The 22,804-nt window shown below is 64.8% G+C and carries 20 protein-coding genes; 14 read left to right on the plus strand and 6 right to left on the minus strand.

The annotated features are described in order from the left end of the window. The first annotated feature begins 79 nt into the window (after positions 1 to 79). On the plus strand, positions 80 to 2,851 hold the full coding sequence (locus tag GEV38_RS24335; RefSeq protein WP_015271954.1) for a hybrid sensor histidine kinase/response regulator: 2,772 nt from the start codon (positions 80 to 82) through the stop codon (positions 2,849 to 2,851). A 174-nt stretch (positions 2,852 to 3,025) separates the two neighbouring features. Next, positions 3,026 to 3,622, plus strand: coding sequence for a MarC family protein (locus tag GEV38_RS24340; RefSeq protein ID WP_013974374.1), 597 nt, complete (start codon positions 3,026 to 3,028; stop codon positions 3,620 to 3,622). 7 nt (positions 3,623 to 3,629) lie between these two features. Here the strand turns inward: GEV38_RS24340 and GEV38_RS24345 are convergent, their stop codons facing one another. The 6 genes from GEV38_RS24345 to cobG form a co-directional block, all read right to left on the minus strand. Beyond that, positions 3,630 to 4,283 (minus strand): hypothetical protein, encoded by a 654-nt coding sequence (locus tag GEV38_RS24345; RefSeq protein ID WP_043935938.1) that lies wholly within the window; start codon positions 4,281 to 4,283, stop codon positions 3,630 to 3,632. A 59-nt stretch (positions 4,284 to 4,342) separates the two neighbouring features. Further along, positions 4,343 to 5,023 (minus strand): hypothetical protein, encoded by a 681-nt coding sequence (locus tag GEV38_RS24350; protein WP_015271956.1) that lies wholly within the window; start codon positions 5,021 to 5,023, stop codon positions 4,343 to 4,345. A gap of 93 nt (positions 5,024 to 5,116) precedes the next feature. Continuing rightward, positions 5,117 to 6,814 (minus strand): precorrin-3B C(17)-methyltransferase, encoded by a 1,698-nt coding sequence (cobJ, locus tag GEV38_RS24355; RefSeq protein ID WP_081014012.1) that lies wholly within the window; start codon positions 6,812 to 6,814, stop codon positions 5,117 to 5,119. Then, positions 6,802 to 7,536: a precorrin-2 C(20)-methyltransferase gene (locus tag GEV38_RS24360; protein WP_016712210.1), complete on the minus strand. Its 735-nt coding sequence runs from the start codon at positions 7,534 to 7,536 to the stop codon at positions 6,802 to 6,804. Before GEV38_RS24360 ends, cobJ begins: the two co-directional genes overlap by 13 nt. Beyond that, on the minus strand, positions 7,533 to 8,159 hold the full coding sequence (locus GEV38_RS24365; protein ID WP_003257545.1) for a precorrin-8X methylmutase: 627 nt from the start codon (positions 8,157 to 8,159) through the stop codon (positions 7,533 to 7,535). Before GEV38_RS24365 ends, GEV38_RS24360 begins: the two co-directional genes overlap by 4 nt. Beyond that, the gene (gene cobG, locus GEV38_RS24370) at positions 8,152 to 9,483 is read right to left on the minus strand and encodes a precorrin-3B synthase (RefSeq protein WP_170977521.1); all 1,332 of its coding nucleotides are present in this window, start codon (positions 9,481 to 9,483) and stop codon (positions 8,152 to 8,154) included. Before cobG ends, GEV38_RS24365 begins: the two co-directional genes overlap by 8 nt. A gap of 227 nt (positions 9,484 to 9,710) precedes the next feature. On the opposite strand from cobG, the gene GEV38_RS24375 reads away from it, so the two are divergent. The 12 genes from GEV38_RS24375 to urtA all read left to right on the plus strand — a co-directional run bounded on the left by GEV38_RS24375 (position 9,711) and on the right by urtA (position 22,710). Continuing rightward, on the plus strand, positions 9,711 to 10,922 hold the full coding sequence (locus GEV38_RS24375) for a bifunctional cobalt-precorrin-7 (C(5))-methyltransferase/cobalt-precorrin-6B (C(15))-methyltransferase (protein ID WP_015271960.1): 1,212 nt from the start codon (positions 9,711 to 9,713) through the stop codon (positions 10,920 to 10,922). Further along, positions 10,915 to 12,009, plus strand: coding sequence for a cobalt-precorrin-5B (C(1))-methyltransferase (locus GEV38_RS24380; protein WP_173896045.1), 1,095 nt, complete (start codon positions 10,915 to 10,917; stop codon positions 12,007 to 12,009). The genes GEV38_RS24375 and GEV38_RS24380 overlap by 8 nt, the downstream gene beginning before the upstream one ends. Further along, positions 12,006 to 12,728 (plus strand): cobalt-precorrin-6A reductase, encoded by a 723-nt coding sequence (locus GEV38_RS24385; protein WP_015271962.1) that lies wholly within the window; start codon positions 12,006 to 12,008, stop codon positions 12,726 to 12,728. Before GEV38_RS24380 ends, GEV38_RS24385 begins: the two co-directional genes overlap by 4 nt. Before the next feature lie 132 nt (positions 12,729 to 12,860). Next, entirely contained in the window at positions 12,861 to 13,298 is a 438-nt protein-coding gene (locus GEV38_RS24390; protein ID WP_003257542.1) for an NfeD family protein, read from the plus strand. A 26-nt stretch (positions 13,299 to 13,324) separates the two neighbouring features. Next, on the plus strand, positions 13,325 to 14,179 hold the full coding sequence (locus GEV38_RS24395) for an SPFH domain-containing protein (protein WP_013974384.1): 855 nt from the start codon (positions 13,325 to 13,327) through the stop codon (positions 14,177 to 14,179). 214 nt (positions 14,180 to 14,393) lie between these two features. Then, on the plus strand, positions 14,394 to 14,783 hold the full coding sequence (locus GEV38_RS24400; RefSeq protein ID WP_015271963.1) for a DUF2946 domain-containing protein: 390 nt from the start codon (positions 14,394 to 14,396) through the stop codon (positions 14,781 to 14,783). Positions 14,784 to 14,830: 47 nt separating this feature from the next. Continuing rightward, the gene (locus tag GEV38_RS24405; protein WP_054573584.1) at positions 14,831 to 15,316 is read left to right on the plus strand and encodes a copper chaperone PCu(A)C; all 486 of its coding nucleotides are present in this window, start codon (positions 14,831 to 14,833) and stop codon (positions 15,314 to 15,316) included. A gap of 23 nt (positions 15,317 to 15,339) precedes the next feature. After that, a complete protein-coding gene (locus GEV38_RS24410; RefSeq protein ID WP_015271965.1) occupies positions 15,340 to 15,771 on the plus strand; it encodes a DUF2946 domain-containing protein in 432 nt (143 codons plus the stop codon). 68 nt (positions 15,772 to 15,839) lie between these two features. Then, positions 15,840 to 17,891: a TonB-dependent copper receptor gene (locus tag GEV38_RS24415; protein WP_054573583.1), complete on the plus strand. Its 2,052-nt coding sequence runs from the start codon at positions 15,840 to 15,842 to the stop codon at positions 17,889 to 17,891. Positions 17,892 to 17,949: 58 nt separating this feature from the next. Next, positions 17,950 to 19,317 carry a PepSY domain-containing protein gene (locus GEV38_RS24420; protein WP_054573582.1) on the plus strand — a complete coding sequence of 456 codons (1,368 nt, stop codon included), beginning with the start codon at positions 17,950 to 17,952 and terminating at the stop codon, positions 19,315 to 19,317. A 233-nt stretch (positions 19,318 to 19,550) separates the two neighbouring features. Beyond that, positions 19,551 to 20,957, plus strand: coding sequence for a D-serine/D-alanine/glycine transporter (gene cycA, locus GEV38_RS24425; protein ID WP_015271968.1), 1,407 nt, complete (start codon positions 19,551 to 19,553; stop codon positions 20,955 to 20,957). A gap of 487 nt (positions 20,958 to 21,444) precedes the next feature. Further along, positions 21,445 to 22,710 carry an urea ABC transporter substrate-binding protein gene (gene urtA, locus GEV38_RS24430; RefSeq protein ID WP_013974390.1) on the plus strand — a complete coding sequence of 422 codons (1,266 nt, stop codon included), beginning with the start codon at positions 21,445 to 21,447 and terminating at the stop codon, positions 22,708 to 22,710. Positions 22,711 to 22,804 lie beyond the last annotated feature (94 nt).

Genomic DNA, 22,804 nt, shown 5'->3' on the forward strand with positions numbered 1-22,804 from the left:
GCCCAAAGGGGCCTTGCCTTCGACTTGGCGCGCCGCGCATAGTTAATACCCGGCACCTAGGCTAAGAAGGGATTTCGTAGTGCGTCGGCTTCGGATTGCCTCAGCTCTGATCGTCAGCTTGCTGACCTTGCTCTGCATGTTCCCGGCGGCGGCCGAACATGACGGAGGCTGGGCCGTTATGCTCGACGAACAGGCCAACCTGCAACTGAGCGACGTGCGCTCCGAACGTTACCGCAACCAGTTCAGCCCGCTGGTACTGGCCGACCTGGATGCCGCTCCTGCGGAACAGGCCCTGTGGCTGCACTACCGCCTGGAGCCCGGCGAGCAGGAAAAACTGCTGCGGGTTTTCGCCCCAGACCTTTCTGGCCTGGACCTCTACGCCCTCGAGGGCGACAAGCTTCTGCGTCAGCTGCACCACGGGCGCCAGGCCGGCAATGCCAGCCCGACCCTGCGTGGCAGCGACCATGTACTACCCCTGCCCAACAGCAAGCAACCCCTGGATATCTACCTGCGCCTGGTTTCCGAGCACCAGCTGCGCCCGGCCATCAGCCTGGAGCCTGCGGCCGTGGCAGCCTCCGACCAACGCCAGCCACTGCTGTTCGGCATGCTGTTCGGCGGCCTGGTGATGCTGATCATGCACAACCTGATCCGCTTCCTCTACAGCCGCTCCAGCACCACCCTGATTCTGGCGCTGTACCACGGCCTGATGCTGCTCAGCGGCCTGATCCTGCTGAACCTCAGTGGCCCCTGGTGGCACGTTTGGCATAGCGCGCAAACACCCGCCGCATACCTGACGCTGGTCCTGGCCGGCCTGGCGGGGCTGGGTTTCACCCAGCATTTCTTCTCGCCATGCAACTCGCCACGGCTAAACCGTCTGCTGCAGGGCGAGATGCTGCTGGTCGGGGTGAGCGGGTTGGTGCTGCTGTTCGTCGACACCCTGCCCCTCAACCTGATGACCTACGCCCTGATGGCCCTGGGCAGCGTGAGCATGCTGCTGGTCAGCAGTTACCACTGGTACAGGGGCTATGCGCCCGCACGTCTGTTCAGTCTGGCCATGGTGGTGTTCAACCTCGGTGGCCTGGTGCTGCTGCCAGCGCTGCTGGGCCTGACCCGTACCTCGACGCCCTGGCTGCTGTGCATCCTGCTGGGCCTGACCGTGGCCAGCGGCCTGCTGCTCAACCTGGCCGTCAGTGAACGCCTGCGGCGCATTAGCGAGGAGCGCTTCAGCGCCAGCCGCGCACTGGCCGCCAGCGATGCCGAAATCAACGCCAAGGCCGAGTTCCTGGCCAAGATCAGCCACGAAATCCGTACCCCCATGAACGGTGTGCTGGGAATGACCGAGCTACTTCTGGGCACGCCGCTGTCGGTCAAGCAACGCGACTACGTGCAGACCATTCACAGCGCCGGCAACGAACTGCTGACGCTGATCAACGAGATTCTCGACATTTCCAAGCTCGAATCCCGGCAGATCGAACTCGATGACGTGCAGTTCGACCTCAACGCGCTGATCGAAGATTGCCTGAACATCTTCCGCGCCAAGGCCGAACAGCAGAACATCGAACTGATCAGCTTCACCCAACCGCAGGTACCACGGGTGATCAGCGGCGACCCGACGCGCCTGCGCCAGGCCTTGTCGAGCCTGCTGGAGAATGCCCTGAAAAACACCGACCAGGGCGAGATCCTGCTGGTAGTGGCGCTGGACCAGCGCGGCGAGGTACCGCGCCTGCGCATCGCCGTGCAGGACAGCGGCGAACCGTTGCCGGCCGCTGACCGCGAAGCCTTGCTGCAGGCCGAGTTGCACAGCCACCACTTCCTGTCCAGCAACAAGCTGGGCGGCCACCTGGGGCTGGTCATCGCCAAGCAGCTGATCGGGCTGATGCAGGGCGAGTTCGGCATCAAGAGCAGCAGCGGCATGGGCAATACCCTGTGGCTGACCCTGCCGCTGGACCCTTCGCGCCTGGAACAGCCACCGGCCGACCTCGACAGCCCGCTGCGTGATGCTCGCGTACTGGTGGTGGACGACAACGACACCTGCCGCAAGGTGCTGGTACAGCAGTGCAGCGCCTGGGGCATGAACGTCAGCGCGGTCCCGTCGGGCAAGGAAGCACTGGCCCTGCTGCGCACCAAGGCCCACCTGCGCGACTACTTCGATGCCGTGCTGCTGGACCAGAACATGCCGGGCATGACCGGCATGCAGCTGGCCGCCAAGATCAAGGAAGACCCGAGCCTGAACCACGACATCCTGGTGGTGATGCTCACCGGTATCAGCAACGCGCCGAGCAAGGTCATTGCGCGCAACGCAGGGGTCAAGCGGATCCTCGCCAAGCCGGTGGCCGGGTACACACTGAAAACCACCCTGGCCGAAGAGCTGGCCCAGCGCGGCCGCGAGCAAGCCGTACCGGCCAGTTTGCCTGGCATCCCCCAGGCACTGGACCTGCCCGACGACTTCCGCGTGCTGGTCGCCGAGGACAACAGCATCTCGACCAAGGTGATCCGCGGCATGCTTGGCAAGCTCAACCTCGAGCCCGACACCGCCAGCAATGGTGAAGAGGCCTTGCAGGCGATGAAGGCGCAGCGCTATGACCTGGTGCTAATGGACTGCGAAATGCCGATACTCGACGGTTTCTCGGCCACCCAGCAGCTGCGCGCCTGGGAAGCCGCCAACCAGCGCCAGCGCACCCCGGTGGTGGCGCTGACCGCGCACATACTTGCCGAACACAAGGAACGCGCCCGCCTGGCGGGCATGGACGGGCACATGGCCAAACCGGTGGAACTGTCGCAGTTGCGAGAGCTGATCCAGTACTGGGCCAACCACCGGGAAGCCAAGGTGGATCCGGTGCATAGTTCCTGACCTGTACTGCCTGTACTGGCCTCATCGCCGGCAAGCCAGCTCCCACACCGACCGCACCGATCTCAAGATATGCACAGTACCTGTGGGAGCTGGCTTGCCGGCGATTAGGCCAGTGAAGACAACCACGATCCTACTGATACACTTCCCCTCACCTTTCCTGCCAGGGGCTTCCCCATGCTCCATGAGTTGTTCAGCGTCTACCTGAAAATGCTCGTGCTCTACAGCCCGTTCTTCGTGCTGTCGTGCTTCATCAGCCTGACCCGCGGCCATTCCAGCAAGGAGCGCAAGCAGCTGGCATGGAAGGTGGCCATCGCCGCACTCATCGCCAGTGTCCTGCTGTACCTGTTCGGTCGGGCGATCTTCGGCATCTTCGGCATCACCGCCGACGCCTTCCGCATCGGCGCTGGCAGTGTGCTGTTCATTTCGGCACTGGGCATGGCCCAAGGCAAGTCTGCGGTACAGGCCGACAACGTCCAGCAGGATGTCACCATCGTGCCGCTGACCATCCCGCTCACCGTCGGCCCGGGCACCATCGGTGCACTGCTGGTAATGGGCGTCGGCCACCCGCACTGGGACGACAAGCTGTTGGCCATCATCAGCATCGCCCTGGCCAGCTTCACCGTCGGCCTGGTGCTGTACTTGTCGCACCGTATCGAGCGCATACTAGGCGACCAGGGACTGCAGATCGTCAGCCGGCTGATGGGGCTGTTCGTCTGCGCCCTGGCTGCGCAAATCATCTTTACCGGTATCAAAGGCTACCTGGCGCCATAGCCATTGCCTAATGCAGGTCGAACCGATACTCCCCTTGTGCATCCTTGGTTTTCATCAATGCCTCCAGCTCATCTCGCTGGTGTTGGAAACGCCCGTTATCCAGCTGCAAGGAAACGCCATTGAACCCGGCTTCACCCTCCAGCGCCTTTTCGACCAGCAGCATGTCCTGGGGTATGCCGGCGATCGGTGCGTCGAATTGGAAGGTAATACTGCAAAGATCGAGGACCGGGCCCGGCTTGAGCAAGCCAAGCTCGATCACCAGTTGCGAACCCTGCGTGCTGAACTTCAGCTGGTGACGAAAACCTTCGATCGATCGGCCCAGGCCACTTCTTACTGCAGCCAGCACAGCCTCATGACGGATCGAGCGCATCTTCAGCCACGCCTCGAGTGGCTGTATCTGCGCGCTGCGCGCGGGCTGCCCCAGCTGTTTCAAGTCATGCGTACTGGCCAGCTTGATCCAGCCCAGTTGCCGGTATGCCTCGCGATAGGCGTCATACCAGGCTTCATAGTTGTCAAAGCGTGACCCCGCATTCCTGTTGGCCACCAACTGGGCGTAAAGGATGGAGTCGAAGGCAGCCTGGCGTTGAATCTGGCCAGCGTCCGCGCGATACAGTAATGCCGTCCCGCCAATCAACATCAGTTGTTCAGCTGTTCTGTCCATTGCATTGCCTCGTCACAAAGAGCCGAACAAGGCGGCGTTGCAACAACGCCGCCCTGCAATCAGATGTCGTACTGGAGAACGTTCTCGACGCTGCGCACGCCGAGTTTGTTTTCCACGGTTTCGCGGACCTTGTCGTAGACGAAAGTGTTGAGGGTGAGCACAGCCATGCCGGCGTAGTACTCGGTCTTTTCCAGCTTCCACTGGATACCCAGGATGTCATCCTCCAGTTTGGGGGCAGAAGCCTGGATGCAGCTCACCACCATGACCACATCGTTGTTGTCGGTTTCGACGCAGGCGGCCATCCCGACCATGCCCCTGACCTTGTTCTTGCGCTTGTGATCGACCACCTTGACGTCATTTTCGACGGTGGTGAGTTTGTCGAAAGCCGCCTTGGCCAGCACACCCAACTTGGTACCACCCAGCACTGCATTGCCGACCGCACCGATCGCCCGTATAGCGACAGCGCCTATGGTGACAGACAACTCGGCAGAGGTTTCCAGCTCGAAGGTGCGACGAGGGATGGTAAAGCCAAGATCACGCATGACATCGATGAACCGGTCGTACCACTCCCTGCTCTGTTTTTCGGCATCGAAGGACTTGTCAGCCACCAAGGTGGCAAAGTGGAAGGCGTTCTTTACGTCATGACGGCTTTGCGAAGACATGCCTGCGCCGCAGGCCAGCAGGTTGCCTTCGACCAGGATGGCTGTGTCGGTCGCAGTGACTTGTGTTTCTGTGGACATGTGGAAACTCCTAGATGGTTGCCCCCCGAGTCAGGGGCGACCACCTTAGCCAGCGCGCCCAGGATGCAGCGCGCTGAAGGGTTTCCGGTGCAACTAGTCAGCCGACGGGTACCAACGCGGGGTGTAGGCCCACGCCCCGCCCGACAAGCGAGGAAACACGCAGGTTGTAGATGAGCCGACAAGCACCATGGTGCGCATGTCGACCATTTCCGGCAGCAGTTCGGCCAATGTGACGACCTTCAGCGTCTGCCCCGGCCTACCGATGTCACGGCCAAGGACTACAGGCGTGTTACCCTCGCGGTGCCGGCGCACGACCTCCAGCGCTACCCCGAGCTGGTGCGGCCTTGCCTTGGAAATCGGGTTGTAGAACGCCAGCACCAGGTCAGCCTGGGCCGCCAGGTCCAGGCGCTTTTCAATGATCGACCACGGCTTGAGGTTGTCCGACAGCGACATCACGCAGAAGTCATGCCCCAGCGGCGCACCCGCCTGGGCGGCGGTCGCGAGCGAGGCCGACACCCCCGGCAGGATCTCGAGATCCACCCGGTGCCAGGCCGGGTCCGTGGACGCGTGCAACGCTTCAAGTACCGCAGCTGCCATGGCGAACACACCCGGGTCGCCCGACGACACCACCACCACCGAACGGCCCTGGGCCGCGAGTTCGAAGGCATGCCGGGCACGCTGCATCTCTTCACGGTTGTCGGTGCAGTGCAGCACCTGGTCGTCACGGAACGGCCCGGCCATGCGCACGTAGGTTTCGTAACCGAGCACATCCTCGGCTTGCGCCAGCTCGGCCTTGACCGCCGGCACCATCAGCTCGGCTGCACCCGGCCCCAGGCCGATGACCGCCAGACGACCCCGACGACGACCGATCTGCGCCACCTCGACCGGGGCAGGCGCCACCGCGATGACCACGTCTGCCACCTCGATCAGCTGCGCAGCAGGCAATGCCGCAGCAACCATCCCGGCCAGATCATGCGTCCTGGCAGCAAAGCGCAAGGCAACACCCAGGGTCTGTGCGGCCTCATGCAGGGCGCTGTCGGCCATGGCTTGCTCATCGGCCAGCAGGCAGGCCACTGCAGGCTCGGCGATGCCGGCCTGCTGCAATGCCGCCCGGATACTGGCCAGGCTACCGCCAGCAACACCCACTACCACCGAACGCGGGTGGATCAGCAGCTCGTCGCGGCTGGCCGGGCGGGCCTGGTGCCCCACATGGATGGTACGCCGAGCCGCCTCGCTGGCAGGCAACTGCGCCTGTTGCAGCCACGGCGCGTCACCTTCGATGCGCACCGCCTCGCCAGCCAGCAGGTCGGAGACAAAGCGCTTGCCTTGCTCGATATCCGCCAGCGCATAGCCCTGTGGCGGGTTCAGCAGACAGGTGCCGAAACGCAGCTCGCCACTGGTGGTGATGGCCGCAGCAACGCCCAGTGCTTCAGCGATTTCGCGCGCCATCACGTTCACACCGCCAAGGCCACCAAGCAACGGCACTACGGCACTGCCGTCTTCGGCCACGGCCAGTACCGGTGGCTCGACACCTTTCTCGCTGAGCAGGCTGGCCAGGCTGCGGATGACGATACCCGCCGCGCACAGGGCGATGATCGGCGTGTTCTGCTGGTACAGCCCACGCAGGGTATCGCCGAACGCGGTGTAGCAAAGGTCGGCACCCTCGACCCGGCCTTCCAGGCCATGGATCGATGCTTGTGGATAACACTGCTGGATACGCTGCGCCGTGGCCAGGCTGCCCTGGCCAAGGATGACGATCGCCGGTGCCTGGTGCATGTTCAGCCTTGCCATTTTTCACCCGGCACGATGATCAGCGAGAAGTACGGCGACGACTGTGGGTCGACCTGGTCCAGCGGCACGATCTTCTGGTTGGCCATGGTCGCCCGCTCCACATACAGCGCACGCCCGTCCAGGCCCAGTTCGGCCAGCACTTCGCGCACCTTGGGGAAGTTGCGGCCAAGCTTCATGATCACCGCCGCGTCGGCGTCGGCCAGGCGACGCTTGAGCTCTTCGGCCGGCAACACGCCAGACAGCACCGACAGGCTCTGGTTGCGGTACACCAGCGGCGCGCCCAGTACCGAGGCGCCACCGAGCATCGAGCAGACGCCGGGGATCACTTCGGCCTCGTAGCGCTGCGCCAGGCGGTCGTGCAGGTACATGTAGGAACCATAGAAGAACGGGTCGCCTTCACAGATAACCGCCACGTCGCGGCCGGCATCCAGGTGCTCGGCTACCTGCACGCTGGCCTCGTCGTAGAAGTCGCTGATCACCTGTTCATAGGACAGCGGCGCTGGCAGCGCTTCGGTGGTTACCGGGTAGACCAGCGGCAGCAGGGTCTGCTCGGGCTGCAGGTGCGCCTCGATGATGCCGAAGGCGTTGCCGCGCTTGCCCTTGGCCACGAAGTAGCCAACCACTGGCGCTTCACGCAGCAGGCGCAGGGCCTTGAGGGTAATCAGTTCTGGATCGCCAGGGCCCACGCCCAGGCCCAGCAGACGTCCACGCGGCGCCATCATTCCACCTCCGTGGCCAAGGCGTTGACCGCAGCTGCGGCCATCGCGCTGCCGCCCAGGCGGCCCTGCATGATCACGAACGGCACGCCACGGCTGTCGGCGGCGAGCATCGCCTTGGACTCGGCGGCACCGACAAAGCCGACCGGGAAGCCGAGGATCAGTGCTGGTTTCGGGGCGCCGGCGTCGAGCATTTCCAGCAGATAGAACAGTGCGGTAGGCGCATTGCCGATCACCACCACACTGCCTTCCAGGTGCGGCCGCCACAGTTCCAGGGCCACGGCGGAACGGGTGTTGCCGGCGTCTTTCGCCAGGCCCGGTACGCTCGGGTCGCGCAGGGTGCAGATGACCTTGTTGTCGGCGGGCAGCCGGGCGCGGGTGATGCCTTCGGCGACCATGTGCGCATCGCACAGGATCGGCGCGCCGTTCAGCAACGCCTCGCGCCCGGCCCGGCCGGCGCCTTCGGAGAACTGCAGGCCATCGATGGCGTCGACCATGCCACAGGCGTGGATCACGCGCACGGCGAGCTTTTCGAGGTCTGCGGGGATCCGCTCGAGTCGGGCTTCCTCGCGGATGATCCGGAAGGAATTGCGATAGATCTCCTGACCATCGCGGATGTAGTCAATCATCAAGGTGCTCCGTCGGCAGGTCGAGCATGGCGCCTGCTTCATTCAAGGTAAGGTCGGTGGCGCGCAGGGCGCCGAAGCCCGGCTGGCGCGCATCACGCAGGTACAGGTCGTAACGGCCCGGCGCGCGGGCCAGCAGGGTGGCCGGGGCAACATGGGCCACGGCGCAGGATCGGGGGCAACCGGACAAGTGCACGCTGCCGGGCACACCAGGGCCGAGCAGTGCGGCCAGGGTGACGGCGTCGGCCTTGGTCTCGCCCAGGGCCTTGGCACAGCCACTGGCGCCGGTACAGGCGCTTATGCGTGCCAGTGGCTCATGGTCATGGCATAGCAGGCCCAGTGCGGACAACCCGGCCTGGGCGTGGTCGATGTGTTGCGCTTGCAGGTTGGTCAGCACCAGGCTTTGCCAGGGGCTCAGGCGCAGGCTGCCATCGCCATGTTCACGGGCAACGCGCGCAGCGCCACGCAGCATGGCCGGGGTCAGGCGCCCCTGCGGCGGGGCAACGCCCAAGGCGATGCCCTGCGCCTGGGGCAGAACGCCCAGCCACGAGGCGCTGCGCGGTTCACGTCGCCATGCGAGCACGGCGGCATCGCGGCGGATGGCCAGGCCGAGCCCGTCGATGAAATCGGTTGCCGAACATACCTCGAGCAACTGGCGCATGCGCGACTGTGCCGGGGTGGCCAGGTCGAGGAAGCGCTCCAGCACCGCACGCACCAGCACCAGGCCTTGGTCCGCCGGCACCGCACCGAGCACCTGGCCGTCTGCCGGGCAACCTGCCAGGCCAAACGCCAGCCAGGTCTGCTGCCCCAGGCGCAGGGCAGACAGCCACAGGTCATGGGGGTGTTCGAGCATGGCCAGGTTTTCGCCGGCATCCAGCTGCACGGCGAACTTGGCCGACAACTGGTGAAAACGCGGGGTGCCCTCCAGCAGGTCGAGGATCTGCCCGGCCAACGGTCGAGCGTCCAGCAGCATCGCCGGGTCATGCCCGGCCAGCGGGCTGAGCATCAGGTTGCGCACATCGTCACCGGCGGCATCACGTGGGCCCAGGCCGGCAGCGAGCAGTGTCTCGACCAGGCCGCGATGGTCGCTGCCGATGCCGCGAATCTGCAGGTTGCCGCGGTTGGTGGCCTCGATCACGCCACCGGCGAAACGCTCGGCAGCCGCCGCCACTGCGTCGGCCTGGTCGGCCAGCAGCAGGCCGCCCGGCAGCTTGATGCGGCAGATGCCGCCATCACGGGCACTGACGATGCGCCACAACCCCGGGCAGGCCGAGGGACGGGGCGATACATGGGAGGCATGGGCCTGGGTCAAAGGGGCGTCCGGCAATCTGTGAAAATGCGCTTGAGTGTAGAAGGCGCGGTATTATGCCTGCTTTGTCCGGCGGCATGAAAAGCCGGTGGTCGAGCATCATTCGAGTTTGAGCAGAAATTTTGGGGGCGCTGCACACCCCATCGCGACACAAGGCCGCTCCCACAGGGATCACCATTCCCTGTGGGAGCGGCCTTGTGTCGCGATGGGCTGCACAGCAGCCCCAGGGTCTTGAAGAGGTATCCATGGCACCCTGGCTGACAGTAGTAGGTATCGGCGAAGACGGCTTCAGCGGCCTGGGCAAGCAAGCCCGGCGCGCGCTGCTGGGCGCTGCGCGGATCTTCGGCAGCCCGCGCCAGCTGGCCTTGCTGCCACGCTGCGTGGCCGGCGAACGGCTGGGCTGGCCAAGCCCGTTCTCGCTGGCCCCGGTCCTGGCTCTGCGCGGTGAGCCAGTATGCGTGCTGGCCAGCGGCGACCCGATGTTCTACGGCGTCGGCGCCAGCTTGGCGCGCCAACTGCCCGCCGCTGAAATACGCGTGCTGTCGATGCCCTCCTCCTGCGCCCTGGCCGCCGCCCGCCTGGGCTGGCCACTGCAGGACGTGCAGGTGGTATCGCTGGTCGCTCGGCCCCTGGCTGCGCTCAATGCCCACCTGCACAGCGGCGTGCGCCTGCTGGTGCTGAGCAACGACGGCGACAGCCCGGCAGCAATTGCCACGCAGCTGCGCGAGCGGGGCTTCGGGCCAAGCCGCCTGCGAGTCTTCGAACACTTGGGTGGCGTGGACGAACGTGAGTTGGCCGGCACCGCCCAGGACTGGCCGCACAGCGATGTCGCCGCGCTCAACCTGGTAGCCATCGAGTGCCTGGCCACGCCCGAGGCCCCGCGCCTGCACCGACTGGCCGGGTTGCCGGACAGCGCCTTCCGGCATGACGGCCAACTGACCAAGCGCGATGTCCGCGCCATCACCCTGGCCCGCCTGGCACCACAGCCCGGCGAGTTGCTGTGGGACGTGGGCGCCGGCTGCGGCTCGATCGGCATCGAATGGATGCGCGCCCACCCGGCCTGCCGCGCCTTGGCCATCGAGGCCGACGAAGGCCGCCAGGGCTTCATCGAACACAACCGCGATGCGTTGGGTGTACCCGGCCTGCAACTGGTCCGCGGCAAGGCACCAGCGGCGCTGGAAGGCCTGGAGCAACCGGATGCGATCTTCATCGGTGGCGGCGTCACCCGCGAAGGTGTGCTCGACCTGTGCTGGGCAAGCCTGCGCCCCGGCGGCCGGCTGGTAGCCAATGCGGTGACCCTGCAAAGCGAACTGGCCCTGGCGCATTTCCGTGAACGCCACGGTGGCGAGCTGACCCGCATCCATGTCGCCCATGCCCAGCCATTGGGCTCGTTCGACACTTGGCGCCAGGCGCTGCCGATCACCTTGCTGGACGTGGTGAAACCCGCCGATGCGTGAAGAAACCCGCGAACAGCCCGCCCCCCTGCGCAGCGGCCTGACCACCGGCAGCTGCGCCACTGCCACCAGCCTGGCGGCAGCGCGCTTGCTGCTGGGAGGCGAGAGCAGCGACGCCGTCAGCATCACCCTGCCCAAGGGCAAGGTGGTGCAGATGCGCCTGGAGTTCTGCCGCCTCACCAGCCAAGGTGCCGAAGCGGGCACGCTCAAGGACGCCGGCGACGACCCGGACGTGACCCACGGCGCCCTGCTCTATAGCCAGGTGCGCCTGCTGGCCGAACCTGGCATCCGTTTTGTCGCCGGCACCGGCGTCGGCACCGTGACCCGCCCGGGGCTGGTGCTGGCGGTGGGTGAGCCGGCCATCAACCCGGTGCCACGGCGCATGATCAGCGACCACCTGCAACGCTTGGCAGACGAATGCAGCTACCCCGGCGGTTTCGAAGTCACGGTCAATGTGCAGGGCGGCGAGCAACTGGCCCTGAAGACCATGAACCCGCGGCTGGGCATCCTCGGCGGTCTGTCGATCCTCGGCACCAGCGGCATCGTGCGGCCGTTTTCCTGCGCGGCCTACATTGCCTCGATCCACCAAGGCATCGATGTCGCCCACACCAACGGCTACACGCATATCGCCGCATGCACCGGGAACGCCAGCGAAGACACCATGCGCCGCGTCTATGGCCTGCCGGAAATAGCCCTGATCGAAATGGGCGACTTCGTCGGTGCGGTGCTCAAGTACCTGCGCAAGGTACCGGTGCCACGCCTGACCCTGTGCGGCGGTTTCGGCAAGATCAGCAAACTGGCTGCCGGGCACATGGACCTGCACAGCCGTCATTCCAGCATCGACCTGCCGCAACTGGCCGGCTGGGCGGCGGACATCGGCGCCGACGCAGCGCTGCAGGCATCGATCATTACTGCCAACACCAGCCAACAGGCCCTGGCACTGGCCCATGCAACCGGCATTCCCTTGGGTGACGCGGTGTGCGCCTACGCCCTGGCCTTCGCCCGCAGCGTGGTGCCGGCGCAGGTGCAGGTGGAGGTGTTCGCCATCGATCGCCAGGGTGGCATCGTCGGCCGGGCGGGTGTGCAATGAACGGGCGCATCCTGCTGCTGGGCGGCGTCACCGAAGCCCTGGCCATCGCTCGCCGCCTGGGCCCGCAGCATGTCTACAGCCTGGCGGGCATCGGCCGGGTGCCGCAGGACCTGCAATGCCAGGTTCGGGTCGGCGGCTTTGGCGGTGCCGAAGGGCTGGCGAACTACCTGCACGATGCAGGCATCACGTTGCTGATCGATGCTACCCATCCCTATGCCGCGCAGATCAGCCGCAACGCGGCCAACGCCGCACGCTTGGCCGGTATTCCGTGCTGGGCCTTGCGCCGCCCGGCCTGGCAGACACAAGCGGGGGACGACTGGCGCGAAGTCGAGAATTGGGCGGGGTTGATCGAGGCACTCAAGCCGTTTCGCAGGCCATTGTTCACGCTCGGGCGTGAGCCGCTGCAACATCTGGACGAGATACCGCTGGAGCAGTTCTGGACCTTGCGTGCGTTGGAAACGTGCCCTGGCAACGATCGCTGCGAAGTGATTGGCGCGCGCGGGCCGTTCCATATCGAGGATGAGCGGGCGTTGTTCCAGCGCCGCAAGATCGATGTGCTGATCAGCAAGAACAGCGGCAGCGTAGCGACCGAACCGAAGCTGGAGGTGGCGCGGGAGCTGGGGATACCTGTGCTGATCCTGAAGCGACCGGCTTTGCCGGATGTGGACCGGGCATTCGATTCGCCAGCCGACCTGGCTGCGGCACTCGACCTGCAGTAACAAATGTCGCAAGCACACTGCAGCCCCCCTGTGGCCTACAGTATGTTCGGACTTTTCTTGCAAACCATGAAGTGGCCATGTGCCGCACTGCTGCCTTAAACTCGGCACTCTCCCCCGGAAGGCGCTACCCATATGGAAATGCAATGGTGGATCTGGCTGGTCTTCGGCATCGCGCTGATCCTGCTCGAACTGGTCCTGCCGACGTTCTTCATCCTCTGGTTCGGCATCGGCGCCGTGCTGGTATCGCTCATTTCGCTGGCCGCCCCAAGCCTGCAACTGGACATGCAGGTGCTGCTGTGGGTTTTGATGTCGTCAGTCACCACGGCACTGTGGTTCAAGCTGTTCCGGCGCAAGCAACCAGACGTGCGCTGGACCGCAGAAAGCGTGATCGGTGAAGTGGGGCTGCTGACTGCTGGTGTCTCGGAGTTCCAGAAAGGCCGTGTGCGCTTCCAGAAGCCTATCCTCGGCAACGAGGAATGGACCTGCATCGCCGACAGCGAGATCGCGGCCGGCGAGCGGGTACGCCTGACCGCCATCGAAGGGAACACCGCCCGGGTCATTCGGGCCTGAATCCGCACTAAAAGGAATTTCGCATCATGACCAGCCTCATCGTCGTCGTCGCCATCGCCCTGTTCGTCCTGATCACCGTGTTCAAAGGGGTGCGCATCGTGCCCCAGGGCGAAGAATGGGTCGTCGAGCGCCTGGGCCGCTACCAGAGCACGCTCAAGCCCGGCCTGAACATCGTCATCCCGTACATGGACGTGGTCGCCTATCGCCTGCCTACCAAGGACATCATCCTCGATGTGCAGCAGCAGGAAATCATCACCCGGGACAACGCCGTGATCGTCGCCAACGCCCTGTGCTTCGCCAAGGTGGTCGACCCACAGAAGGCCTCCTATGGCGTGCAGGACTTCTCGTTCGCCGTCACCAGCCTGACCATGACCTCGCTGCGCGCCATCGTCGGGGCCATGGACCTGGACGAAGCGCTGTCCAGCCGCGAGCAGATCAAGGCGCGCCTGCGCGAGGCGATGTCCGAGCAGACCGAAGACTGGGGCGTGACCGTACGCTCGGTGGAAATCCAGGACATCAAACCCTCGGAGAACATGCAACTGGCCATGGAGCGCCAGGCGGCAGCCGAGCGTGAGCGCAAGGCCGACGTGACCCGTGCCGAAGGGGCCAAGCAGGCGGCGATTCTGGAAGCAGAAGCACGCTTGCAGGCTGCCAGGCTGGATGCCGAAGCGCAGATCAGCCTGGCCGAGGCCTCGGCGCGGGCGATTTCGCTGGTCAAGGACGCGGTCGGCAACGAGACCGTGCCGGCGATGTACCTGTTGGGCGAGCGCTATGTGGGGGCCATGGAGAACCTGGCGGGCAGCAGCAATGCCAAGGTGGTGGTGCTGCCGGCAGACCTGCAGGAGACCGTGCGTGGGTTGATGGGCCGCAACAAGGCTTGAGGGTACCTTGATCTTCATCGCCGGCAAGCCAGCTCCCACAGGTTTAACACAGGCCCTGAAATCTGTGCGGGTCCCTGTGGGAGCTGGCTTGCCGGCGATTGGGCTGCAAAGCTGCCCCTCGAAGGGCCCGGCCTGCGTCACTTCACCGCACCCCGCCATTTTTACCTATACTCCGCCTTACAATACCCACCACGATTCCTGACCGGATCTCTCCATGCCCCCACGTCGGCACATCGCCTGGATAGCCTGCCTTGCAGTGCTGTTCAACCTGCTGGCCATGCCGCTGTCTTCCGCCGCGCCCAAGGGCCCGGCCGAGCAGCTGCTGTGGGGGGCCTTCTGTTCCAGCATGGCCAACAAGGCCAAGGTCGACGTCCAGGCCCTGGCCAAGATCGACCTCGGCCCGCAAAGCGACGACAGCGCCAGCATGATGAATTGCTGGTGCTGCTCCGGTGCCGCGCCACTGCTGGCCTTGCCCGGCTACCCGCCGCAGCTGCACAACCCGCCGATACTGCTGGCCGGCCTGCCGCCACCACCCGCCGACTACCACGCCACGCCGCGCCAACTCTGGCCGGCGCTCAACCCCCGTGCCTCTCCGCTGGCCTGAGTTCTTCACGCTGTCTGCCTGAACCTGAACAGAAACGGAGATTCACCATGCTCAAGCACGCCCTCGTCATGGCCGCCCTGTTGCTGCCCGGCGCCTTTGCCAATGCCCACGAATACAGCGTGGGTGACCTGCACATCGCCCACCCCTGGTCACTGCAACTGCCCCCCAACGCCCCCAACGTCGCGGCGTATTTCGTGGTGCACAACAATGGCCAGGCCGACGACCGCCTGCTCGGTGTCGACAGCCCCATCAGCGATGACGCACAACTGCACGAGCATGCCATGAGCGCCAGCGGTGCCATGAAGATGCAGCAGATACCCAGCGTGGTGGTGCCCGCCGGCAAGGACTTGACCTTCGCCCCCAGCGCCTACCATGTGATGCTGATGCAGCCCAAGGACCGCAGCCTGCTCAGCGACGGCAAGCGCTTCCCGTTGACCCTGCACTTCGAAAAGGCCGGCGATATCACCGTCGATGTGGCCGTGCAGAAGCAGGCGCCGACGGACCAGCCGCAAGCCCACGAACACGCGCACTGATCAGCCGCTGAAAGGCACTCGCCATGAGCCTGCCGCGCAACAGCATCAGCCGTACCACTCGCCCTGACCGCAGGCGCGCCGGTGGCGGATGGCTGAGCCTGTTCGCCATGTGGATGATCTTCATCGGCCCGCTGATTTCCCAGTCGATGCCGATGGACCACCACGCCGGCATGAGCATGCCGATGGACATGCCGATGGCCACCGCCCATCAGCATGGCGGCGACACCCATCACGGCCAGACTGGCGATGGCCAGCTGCATGTGATGTGGGAAAAGTGCGGTTACTGCAGCCTGTTGTTCAACTGCCCGGCCCTGCCCCAGGCCCTCAGCCCGCTCAGTGCCAGCAGCGTCGTACCCACCACCCACCTGTTCGCACCCACGCGCCAGGGCCATGCCCGGCAGGCTGTATTCCCCGGCGCGCGCAGCCGCGCCCCACCTTCCTCGATCAACGTCTGAACCCACACTTTTTGCGCACGAAGCCAGGAGGCTTCGCGCTGACTCATGACTGATCGACTGGAATCATTATGTCCGGCTGCACCCCTGTTTTTGCCTTGTCCCTGCGTGGGACCATCGCCGCCGTGTGCGGCTCGCTGCTCGCGCCCGTGGCCCTGGCCGCCGACCCAGGCCATGAAGGCCATGCACACGACGCCCCCGAGCTGAGCCCGACGGTGATCACCGCCGTGGCCCCGAGCTCGCCGCTGACCGTGGTCACCAACCCGAAAGACCCGCGCCAGCCGGTGCCGGCCAGCGACGGCGCCGACTACCTGAAGACCATCCCCGGCTTCTCGGCCATCCGCGCCGGCGGCACCAACGGCGACCCGGTACTGCGCGGCATGTTCGGTTCGCGCCTGAACATCCTCACCAATGGCGGCCTGATGCTGGGCGCCTGCCCCAACCGCATGGATGCCCCCACGTCGTACATTTCGCCGGAAACCTACGACCGCCTGACCGTGATCAAAGGCCCGCAAAGCGTGATCTGGGGCCCGGGCGGCTCGGCGGGCACCATCCTCTTCGAGCGCGAGCCGGAGAAGTTCGGCACCCTCGGCAGCCGGGTCAACGCCAGCCTGCTGGCCGGCTCCAACGGCCGCTTCGACAAGGTGCTGGACACCGCCGCCGGCAACGACCAGGCCTACGCCCGCTTCGTCGGCAACCAGTCGCGCTCGGACGACTACCATGACGGCGATGACAACACCGTGCCGTCACGCTGGGACAAGTGGAATGGCGATGTCGCCCTCGGCTGGACCCCCGACCAGGACACCCTGCTGGAACTCACCGCCGGCAAGGGCGATGGTGAGGCCCGCTATGCCGGGCGTGGCATGGACGGCTCGCAGTTCAAACGCGAAAGCCTGGGCCTGCGTTTCGAAAAATCCAACCTCGGCGAGGTGCTCGACAAGGTCGAGGCGCAGGTCTACTACAACTACGCCGACCACGTGATGGACAACTACAGCCTGCGCACGCCTTCGGGCAGCGGCATGATGGGCATGCCGATGGTCAGCAACGTCGACCGCCGCACCATGGGCGCACGCATCAAGGCCACCTGGCGCTGGGCTGATGTGCAACTGATCGGCGGCATCGACGCGCAGACCAACGAACATCGCAAACGCGGCGGCATGGGTGTGGACGCGCACAAGGGCCAGGCCTGGACCAAGGACGCCGACTTCCACAACTACGGTGCCTTCGGCGAGCTGACCTGGTACGTCAGCGGTGAGGACCGCATGATTACCGGTGCCCGCCTGGACCGCGCCTCGGCCCGCGACTTCCGCGCAACCAGCGCCACCAACGGCGACACCCGCGCCGATACCCTGCCCAGCGGTTTCGTCCGCTACGAGCACGACCTGGCAGCCATCCCGGCCACCACGTACATCGGCCTTGGTCATGCCCAGCGTTTCCCCGATTACTGGGAGCTGTTCTCGCCCAAGCTGGCACCACCCGGTGCGGCCAATGCTTTCGACGGTATCAAACCAGAGAAGACCACCCAGCTCGACTTCGGTGTCCAGTACCGTGACGAGCGCATGGAAGCCTGGGCATCTGGCTACATCGGGCAGATCCGCGACTACATCCTGTTCGACTACCAGGGAATGAGCTCCCAGGCTCGCAACATCGACGCCCGCATCATGGGCGGCGAACTGGGCGCGGCCTACCAGCTGACGGAAAACTGGAAGGCCGACGCCACGCTGGCCTACGCCTGGGGCAAGAACAGCAGTGACGGCACAGCACTGCCGCAAATGCCGCCTCTGGAAAGCCGCCTGGGCCTGACCTACAGCCGCGATGTCTGGAGCGTCGGCGCATTGTGGCGGCTGGTGGCGGCGCAGAACCGCATCGCCGAGAACCAGGGCAACGTGGTCGGCAAGGACTACGACAACAGCGCCGGCTTCGGCGTGTTCTCGATCAATGGCGCCTACAAGGTAAGCAACCACCTCAAGCTCAGCGCGGGGGTCGACAACCTGTTCGACAAGACCTACGCCGAGCACTTGAACCTGGCCGGGAACGCCGGGTTCGGCTACCCGGCTAGCGATCCACAGCCGGTCAACGAGCCAGGCAGGACCTTCTGGACCAAGGTCGACTTCAGCTTCTGACAACAACAACGGGCGCGGCGCAGGTCGCGCCCATCTGCTGGTCAAACAGGAGGTTCCCATGAGAGGAACACGCATCAACTTCTACAACCTGGCCTGGCGTTGGCACTTCTATGCGGGGCTGTTCGTGGCCCCGTTCATGATCCTGCTGGCAATCACCGGGATCATCTACCTGTTCAAGCCGCAGCTCGACCCGCTGCTGTACCGCGAGCTGATGGTGGTCGAAGCCGGCCACCACCGACAGGGCGCGGACACGATGCTGGCCGAGGTGCGCAAGGCCTACCCCAAGGGCCACGTTGGCCAGTACCTGCCGCCGCTGGACGCCGAACGCAGCGCACAATTCGTGGTGCATGACGCCGGGCGCGAACTGAACGTGTTCGTCGACCCCTACAGCGGCAAAGTCCTCGGCGAACAGGATGGCAAGCAGAACCTGCAGGCCATCGCCCGCGCCCTGCATGGCGAACTGATGGTCGGCACGGTCGGTGACCGCCTGGTAGAACTGGCCGCGGGCTGGGGCATCGTGCTGGTGGTGTCGGGCCTGTACTTGTGGTGGCCACGCGGGCGCAATGGCGCTGGCGTGCTGTGGCCACGGCTGTCGGCACGCGGTCGACTGTTCTGGCGCGACCTGCATGCGGTGACCGGTTTCTGGGGCTCGGCCTTGTTGCTGCTGATGCTGGTCAGCGGCATGACCTGGACCGGCCTGTGGGGCAAGCAGTACGCCGACTTGTGGAACCGCTTTCCGGCGGCCATGTGGAACGACGTACCCAAGTCGGACCAGCAGGCGGGTGAACTCAATAGCTCGCACCGCCAGACCGTGCCCTGGGCGATGGAAAACACGCCGATGCCGCAGTCCGGTGCACACGCCGAACATGCCGGGCATCACATGATGTCGAGCGCGCCGGCAGCGCCACAGATAAGCCTGCAGCAGGTCGAAGATATCGCTACCGCGCGCCAGGTCGAACCGGGTTACAGCATCACCGCGCCGACCACGGCCGATGGCGTGTTCACCATCGCCGTATTCGCCGACGACCCGCGCAACGACGCCACCCTGCATGTCGACCAGTACACCGGCAAGGTGCTGGCCGATGTGCGCTGGCAGGACTACAGCCCGGTCGCCCGTGCCACCGAGCTGGGTGTGATGCTGCATGAAGGCAAGATGTTCGGGGCGTTCAACCAGATCATCATCCTGCTGGTGTGCCTGATGATCTTGCTGGGCTCGGTGAGCGGGCTGGTGATGTGGTGGAAGCGCAGGCCGGCCGGCGGGTTGGGTGTGCCGCCGCTGCGCCATGACCTGCCGCGCTGGAAGGTAGCGGTGGGGGTGATGCTGGTGCTGGGGTTGATGTTCCCGCTGGTGGGGGTGTCGATGGTGGTGATGTGGCTGGTGGATAGCCTGGTGGTAAGGCGCGGCCGGGTGCTGGCCAGCGCTTGAGCCTTGCTTCGTCTGTGCCGGCCCTTTCGCGGGTAAACCCGCTCCTACAGTTTCTGCGCCAAGCCTGAGGGCAGCGCGGTCCCTGTGGGAGCGGGTTCACCCGCGAAGAGGCCGGCACAAGCACAACTCTGCTCCCCAAAAGTCGAGTCGATCTGTCGCGCCCCGAACTGGAACGCGCGTGTTAGCCTAGCCGGCTACCTCTGACAAGACGACCGTCCAAGGGAATGCAGCCTATGACGCAAACCTCACCCACAGCGCCAGATGAACAGCATCTGCAGCGCAACCTGACCAACCGCCACATCCAGCTGATCGCCATCGGTGGCGCGATCGGTACCGGCCTGTTCATGGGCTCGGGCAAGACCATCAGCCTGGCCGGGCCGTCGATCATCTTCGTCTACATGATCATCGGCTTCATGCTGTTCTTCGTCATGCGCGCCATGGGCGAACTGCTGCTGTCGAACCTCAACTACAAGTCGTTCATCGATTTTTCCGCCGACCTGCTCGGCCCCTGGGCAGGCTACTTCACCGGCTGGACCTACTGGTTCTGCTGGGTGGTCACCGGCATCGCCGACGTGGTCGCGATCGCGGCGTATACACAGTTCTGGTTCCCCGAACTGCCGCAGTGGATACCGGCGCTGACCTGCGTAGGGCTGCTGCTGTCGCTGAACCTGGTGACGGTGAAGATGTTCGGTGAAATGGAGTTCTGGTTCGCCCTGATCAAGATCGTCGCCATCATCGGCCTGGTCGCCACCGGCCTGTACATGGTCATCACCGGCTTCACCTCGCCCAGCGGGCGCACCGCACAACTGGCCAACCTGTGGAATGACGGCGGCATGTTCCCCAATGGCCTGATGGGCTTCTTCGCCGGCTTCCAGATCGCCGTGTTCGCTTTCGTCGGCATCGAGTTGGTGGGTACAACCGCCGCCGAAGCGAAGAACCCGGAGCGCACCCTGCCGCGGGCGATCAACTCGATCCCGGTACGCATCATCGTGTTCTATGTGCTGGCGCTGATCGCGATCATGGCCGTGACCCCATGGCGCGACGTGGTGCCAGGCAAGAGCCCGTTCGTGGAGTTGTTCGTGCTGGCCGGCCTGCCGGCGGCGGCGAGCATCATCAACTTCGTGGTGCTGACCTCGGCGGCTTCGTCGGCCAACAGCGGCGTGTTCTCCACCAGCCGCATGCTCTACGGCCTGTCCCAGGAAGGTGACGCGCCCAAGGCCTTCGAAAAACTGTCGAGCCGCTCGGTACCTGCCAACGGCCTGTATTTCTCCTGCACCTGCCTGCTGCTGGGTGCAGTGCTGATCTATTTGGTGCCGAACGTGATCGAGGCATTCACCTTGGTCACCACCGTTTCGGCGGTGCTGTTCATGTTCGTCTGGACGCTGATCCTGCTGTCGTACCTGCAGTACCGCAAGCACCGCGCGGCACTGCACCATGCGTCGAAGTACAAGATGCCCGGCGGGCGTTTCATGTGCTACGTGTGCCTGGTGTTCTTTGCCTTCATCCTGGTGTTGCTGAGCCTGGAAGACGATACCCGCGCGGCATTGCTGGTGACGCCGATCTGGTTTGTGCTGCTGGCGGTGACCTATCAGGGGGTGCGCAGCAAGCGTCATCCGCGCACGGCTGTGCGTAACGGCTGATGCCCCTGGGGGCTGCTCTGCAGCCCTTTCGCCGGCAAGCCAGCTCTCATAGAACAACACATGACTCATTGGTTCGGCGAAGTCCTGTAGGAGCAGCCTTGTGCTGCGAAGAGGCCGGGGCTGACAAAGCCTGTCTATTGGCTTTACCGGCCTCTTCGCAGCACAAGGCTGCTCCTACAAAGGACGCGTCAGACGAGCGATATTGGTTCTCTGCGCGACAGCGCAGCCCAAAGGGCTGGGCAATCTCCCACAGGGACAGCGCATGGCTCGAGGCCGATGCGGTCTAGGTGGGAGCTGGCTTGCCGGCGATGGGCCGCGCAACGGCCCCAATCCTGTGCACATAAATCCATCAGGCACCAACCTGGATCCAGCCAACGCCCCAACACCTCGCACAACCCCTCTATTGCGCACCTTCCGCCGTTAGGCACACCCCTTGCAACACCCCTCCCCGCTTGCCCAACACATAAAAACTCAGCGGAGAGAGCACATGAAGCGACGCAGTCTGATCAAGGCCTTCACCCTTAGCGCATCGATCGCCGCAATGGGCCTGAGCTGGAGCATCCAGGCCGCCGAAACCATCAAGGTCGGTATCCTGCATTCGCTTTCGGGGACCATGGCCATTTCCGAGACTTCGCTCAAGGACATGGCGCTGATGACCATCGAGCAGATCAACGCAAAGGGCGGCGTGAACGGCAAGCTGCTCGAGCCGGTGGTGGTCGATCCGGCCTCCAACTGGCCGCTGTTCGCCGAAAAGAGCCGCCAGCTGCTAACCCAGGACAAGGTGGCAGTGGTGTTCGGTTGCTGGACCTCGGTGTCGCGCAAATCGGTGCTGCCAGTGTTCGAAGAGCTCAACGGCCTGCTGTTCTACCCGGTGCAGTACGAGGGTGAAGAGATGTCGCCGAACGTGTTCTACACCGGCGCCGCGCCCAACCAGCAGGCCATCCCGGCCGTTGAGTACCTGATGAGCGAGGACGGCGGCAGCGCCAAGCGCTTCTTCCTGCTGGGCACCGACTACGTCTACCCGCGCACCACCAACAAGATCCTGCGTGCCTTCCTGCACAGCAAGGGCGTGGCCGACAAGGACATCGAAGAGGTGTACACCCCGTTCGGCCACAGCGATTACCAGACCATCGTCGCCAACATCAAGAAGTTCTCTGCTGGCGGCAAGACAGCCGTCATTTCCACCGTCAACGGCGATTCCAATGTGCCGTTCTACAAGGAGCTGGCCAACCAGGGCCTGAAGGCCACCGATGTGCCAGTGGTGGCCTTCTCGGTGGGCGAGGAAGAACTGCGCGGCATCGACACCAAGCCTCTGGTGGGCCATCTGGCGGCGTGGAACTACTTCGAGTCTGTGGATAACCCGGTCAACCAGAAGTTCGTCGCCGACTGGAAAGCCTACGCCAAGGCCAAGGGCCTGCCAGGCGCCGACAAGGCGGTGACCAACGACCCGATGGAGGCCACCTACGTGGGCATCCACATGTGGGCGCAGGCGGTGGAAAAAGCCAAGTCCACCGATGTCGACAAGGTGCGCGAGGCACTGGCCGGGCAAAGCTTCGAGGCGCCGTCCGGTTTCACCCTGACCATGGACAAGACCAACCACCACCTGCACAAGCCGGTGATGATCGGCGAGATCCAGGATGACGGGCAGTTCAGCGTGGTGTGGGAGACCGAGCAACCGCTGCGGGCGCAGCCATGGAGCCCGTTCATTCCCGGCAACGACAAGCGCCCTGATTACGCCGTGAAAGGTAACTGAGTGCACTGGGGCTGCTTTGCAGCCCATTCGCGGGCACGCCCGCTCCCACAGGGACCGCACAATTTTCAAACTGTGCACCGTACCTGTGGGAGCG

This window comes from Pseudomonas sp. 13159349 (genome assembly GCF_013305685.1).
GTDB classification, from domain to species: Bacteria; Pseudomonadota; Gammaproteobacteria; order Pseudomonadales; family Pseudomonadaceae; genus Aquipseudomonas; species Aquipseudomonas asiatica.

Excerpts from the sequence above, each read along its gene's own strand:
- GEV38_RS24415 (WP_054573583.1), top strand. The coding sequence starts at position 15,840 with ATGTCCGGCTGCACCCCTGTTTTTGCCTTGTCCCTGCGTGGGACCATC.
- GEV38_RS24340 (WP_013974374.1), top strand. The coding sequence starts at position 3,026 with ATGCTCCATGAGTTGTTCAGCGTCTACCTGAAAATGCTCGTGCTCTAC.
- GEV38_RS24405 (WP_054573584.1), top strand. The coding sequence starts at position 14,831 with ATGCTCAAGCACGCCCTCGTCATGGCCGCCCTGTTGCTGCCCGGCGCC.
- GEV38_RS24420 (WP_054573582.1), top strand. The coding sequence starts at position 17,950 with ATGAGAGGAACACGCATCAACTTCTACAACCTGGCCTGGCGTTGGCAC.
- GEV38_RS24375 (WP_015271960.1), top strand. The coding sequence starts at position 9,711 with ATGGCACCCTGGCTGACAGTAGTAGGTATCGGCGAAGACGGCTTCAGC.
- GEV38_RS24410 (WP_015271965.1), top strand. The coding sequence starts at position 15,340 with ATGAGCCTGCCGCGCAACAGCATCAGCCGTACCACTCGCCCTGACCGC.
- GEV38_RS24385 (WP_015271962.1), top strand. The coding sequence starts at position 12,006 with ATGAACGGGCGCATCCTGCTGCTGGGCGGCGTCACCGAAGCCCTGGCC.
- GEV38_RS24350 (WP_015271956.1), bottom strand. The coding sequence starts at position 5,023 with ATGTCCACAGAAACACAAGTCACTGCGACCGACACAGCCATCCTGGTC.
- GEV38_RS24380 (WP_173896045.1), top strand. The coding sequence starts at position 10,915 with ATGCGTGAAGAAACCCGCGAACAGCCCGCCCCCCTGCGCAGCGGCCTG.
- cycA (WP_015271968.1), top strand. The coding sequence starts at position 19,551 with ATGACGCAAACCTCACCCACAGCGCCAGATGAACAGCATCTGCAGCGC.
- cobJ (WP_081014012.1), bottom strand. The coding sequence starts at position 6,814 with ATGGCAAGGCTGAACATGCACCAGGCACCGGCGATCGTCATCCTTGGC.
- GEV38_RS24395 (WP_013974384.1), top strand. The coding sequence starts at position 13,325 with ATGACCAGCCTCATCGTCGTCGTCGCCATCGCCCTGTTCGTCCTGATC.
- GEV38_RS24400 (WP_015271963.1), top strand. The coding sequence starts at position 14,394 with ATGCCCCCACGTCGGCACATCGCCTGGATAGCCTGCCTTGCAGTGCTG.
- urtA (WP_013974390.1), top strand. The coding sequence starts at position 21,445 with ATGAAGCGACGCAGTCTGATCAAGGCCTTCACCCTTAGCGCATCGATC.
- GEV38_RS24360 (WP_016712210.1), bottom strand. The coding sequence starts at position 7,536 with ATGATGGCGCCGCGTGGACGTCTGCTGGGCCTGGGCGTGGGCCCTGGC.
- GEV38_RS24365 (WP_003257545.1), bottom strand. The coding sequence starts at position 8,159 with ATGATTGACTACATCCGCGATGGTCAGGAGATCTATCGCAATTCCTTC.
- GEV38_RS24345 (WP_043935938.1), bottom strand. The coding sequence starts at position 4,283 with ATGGACAGAACAGCTGAACAACTGATGTTGATTGGCGGGACGGCATTA.
- GEV38_RS24390 (WP_003257542.1), top strand. The coding sequence starts at position 12,861 with ATGGAAATGCAATGGTGGATCTGGCTGGTCTTCGGCATCGCGCTGATC.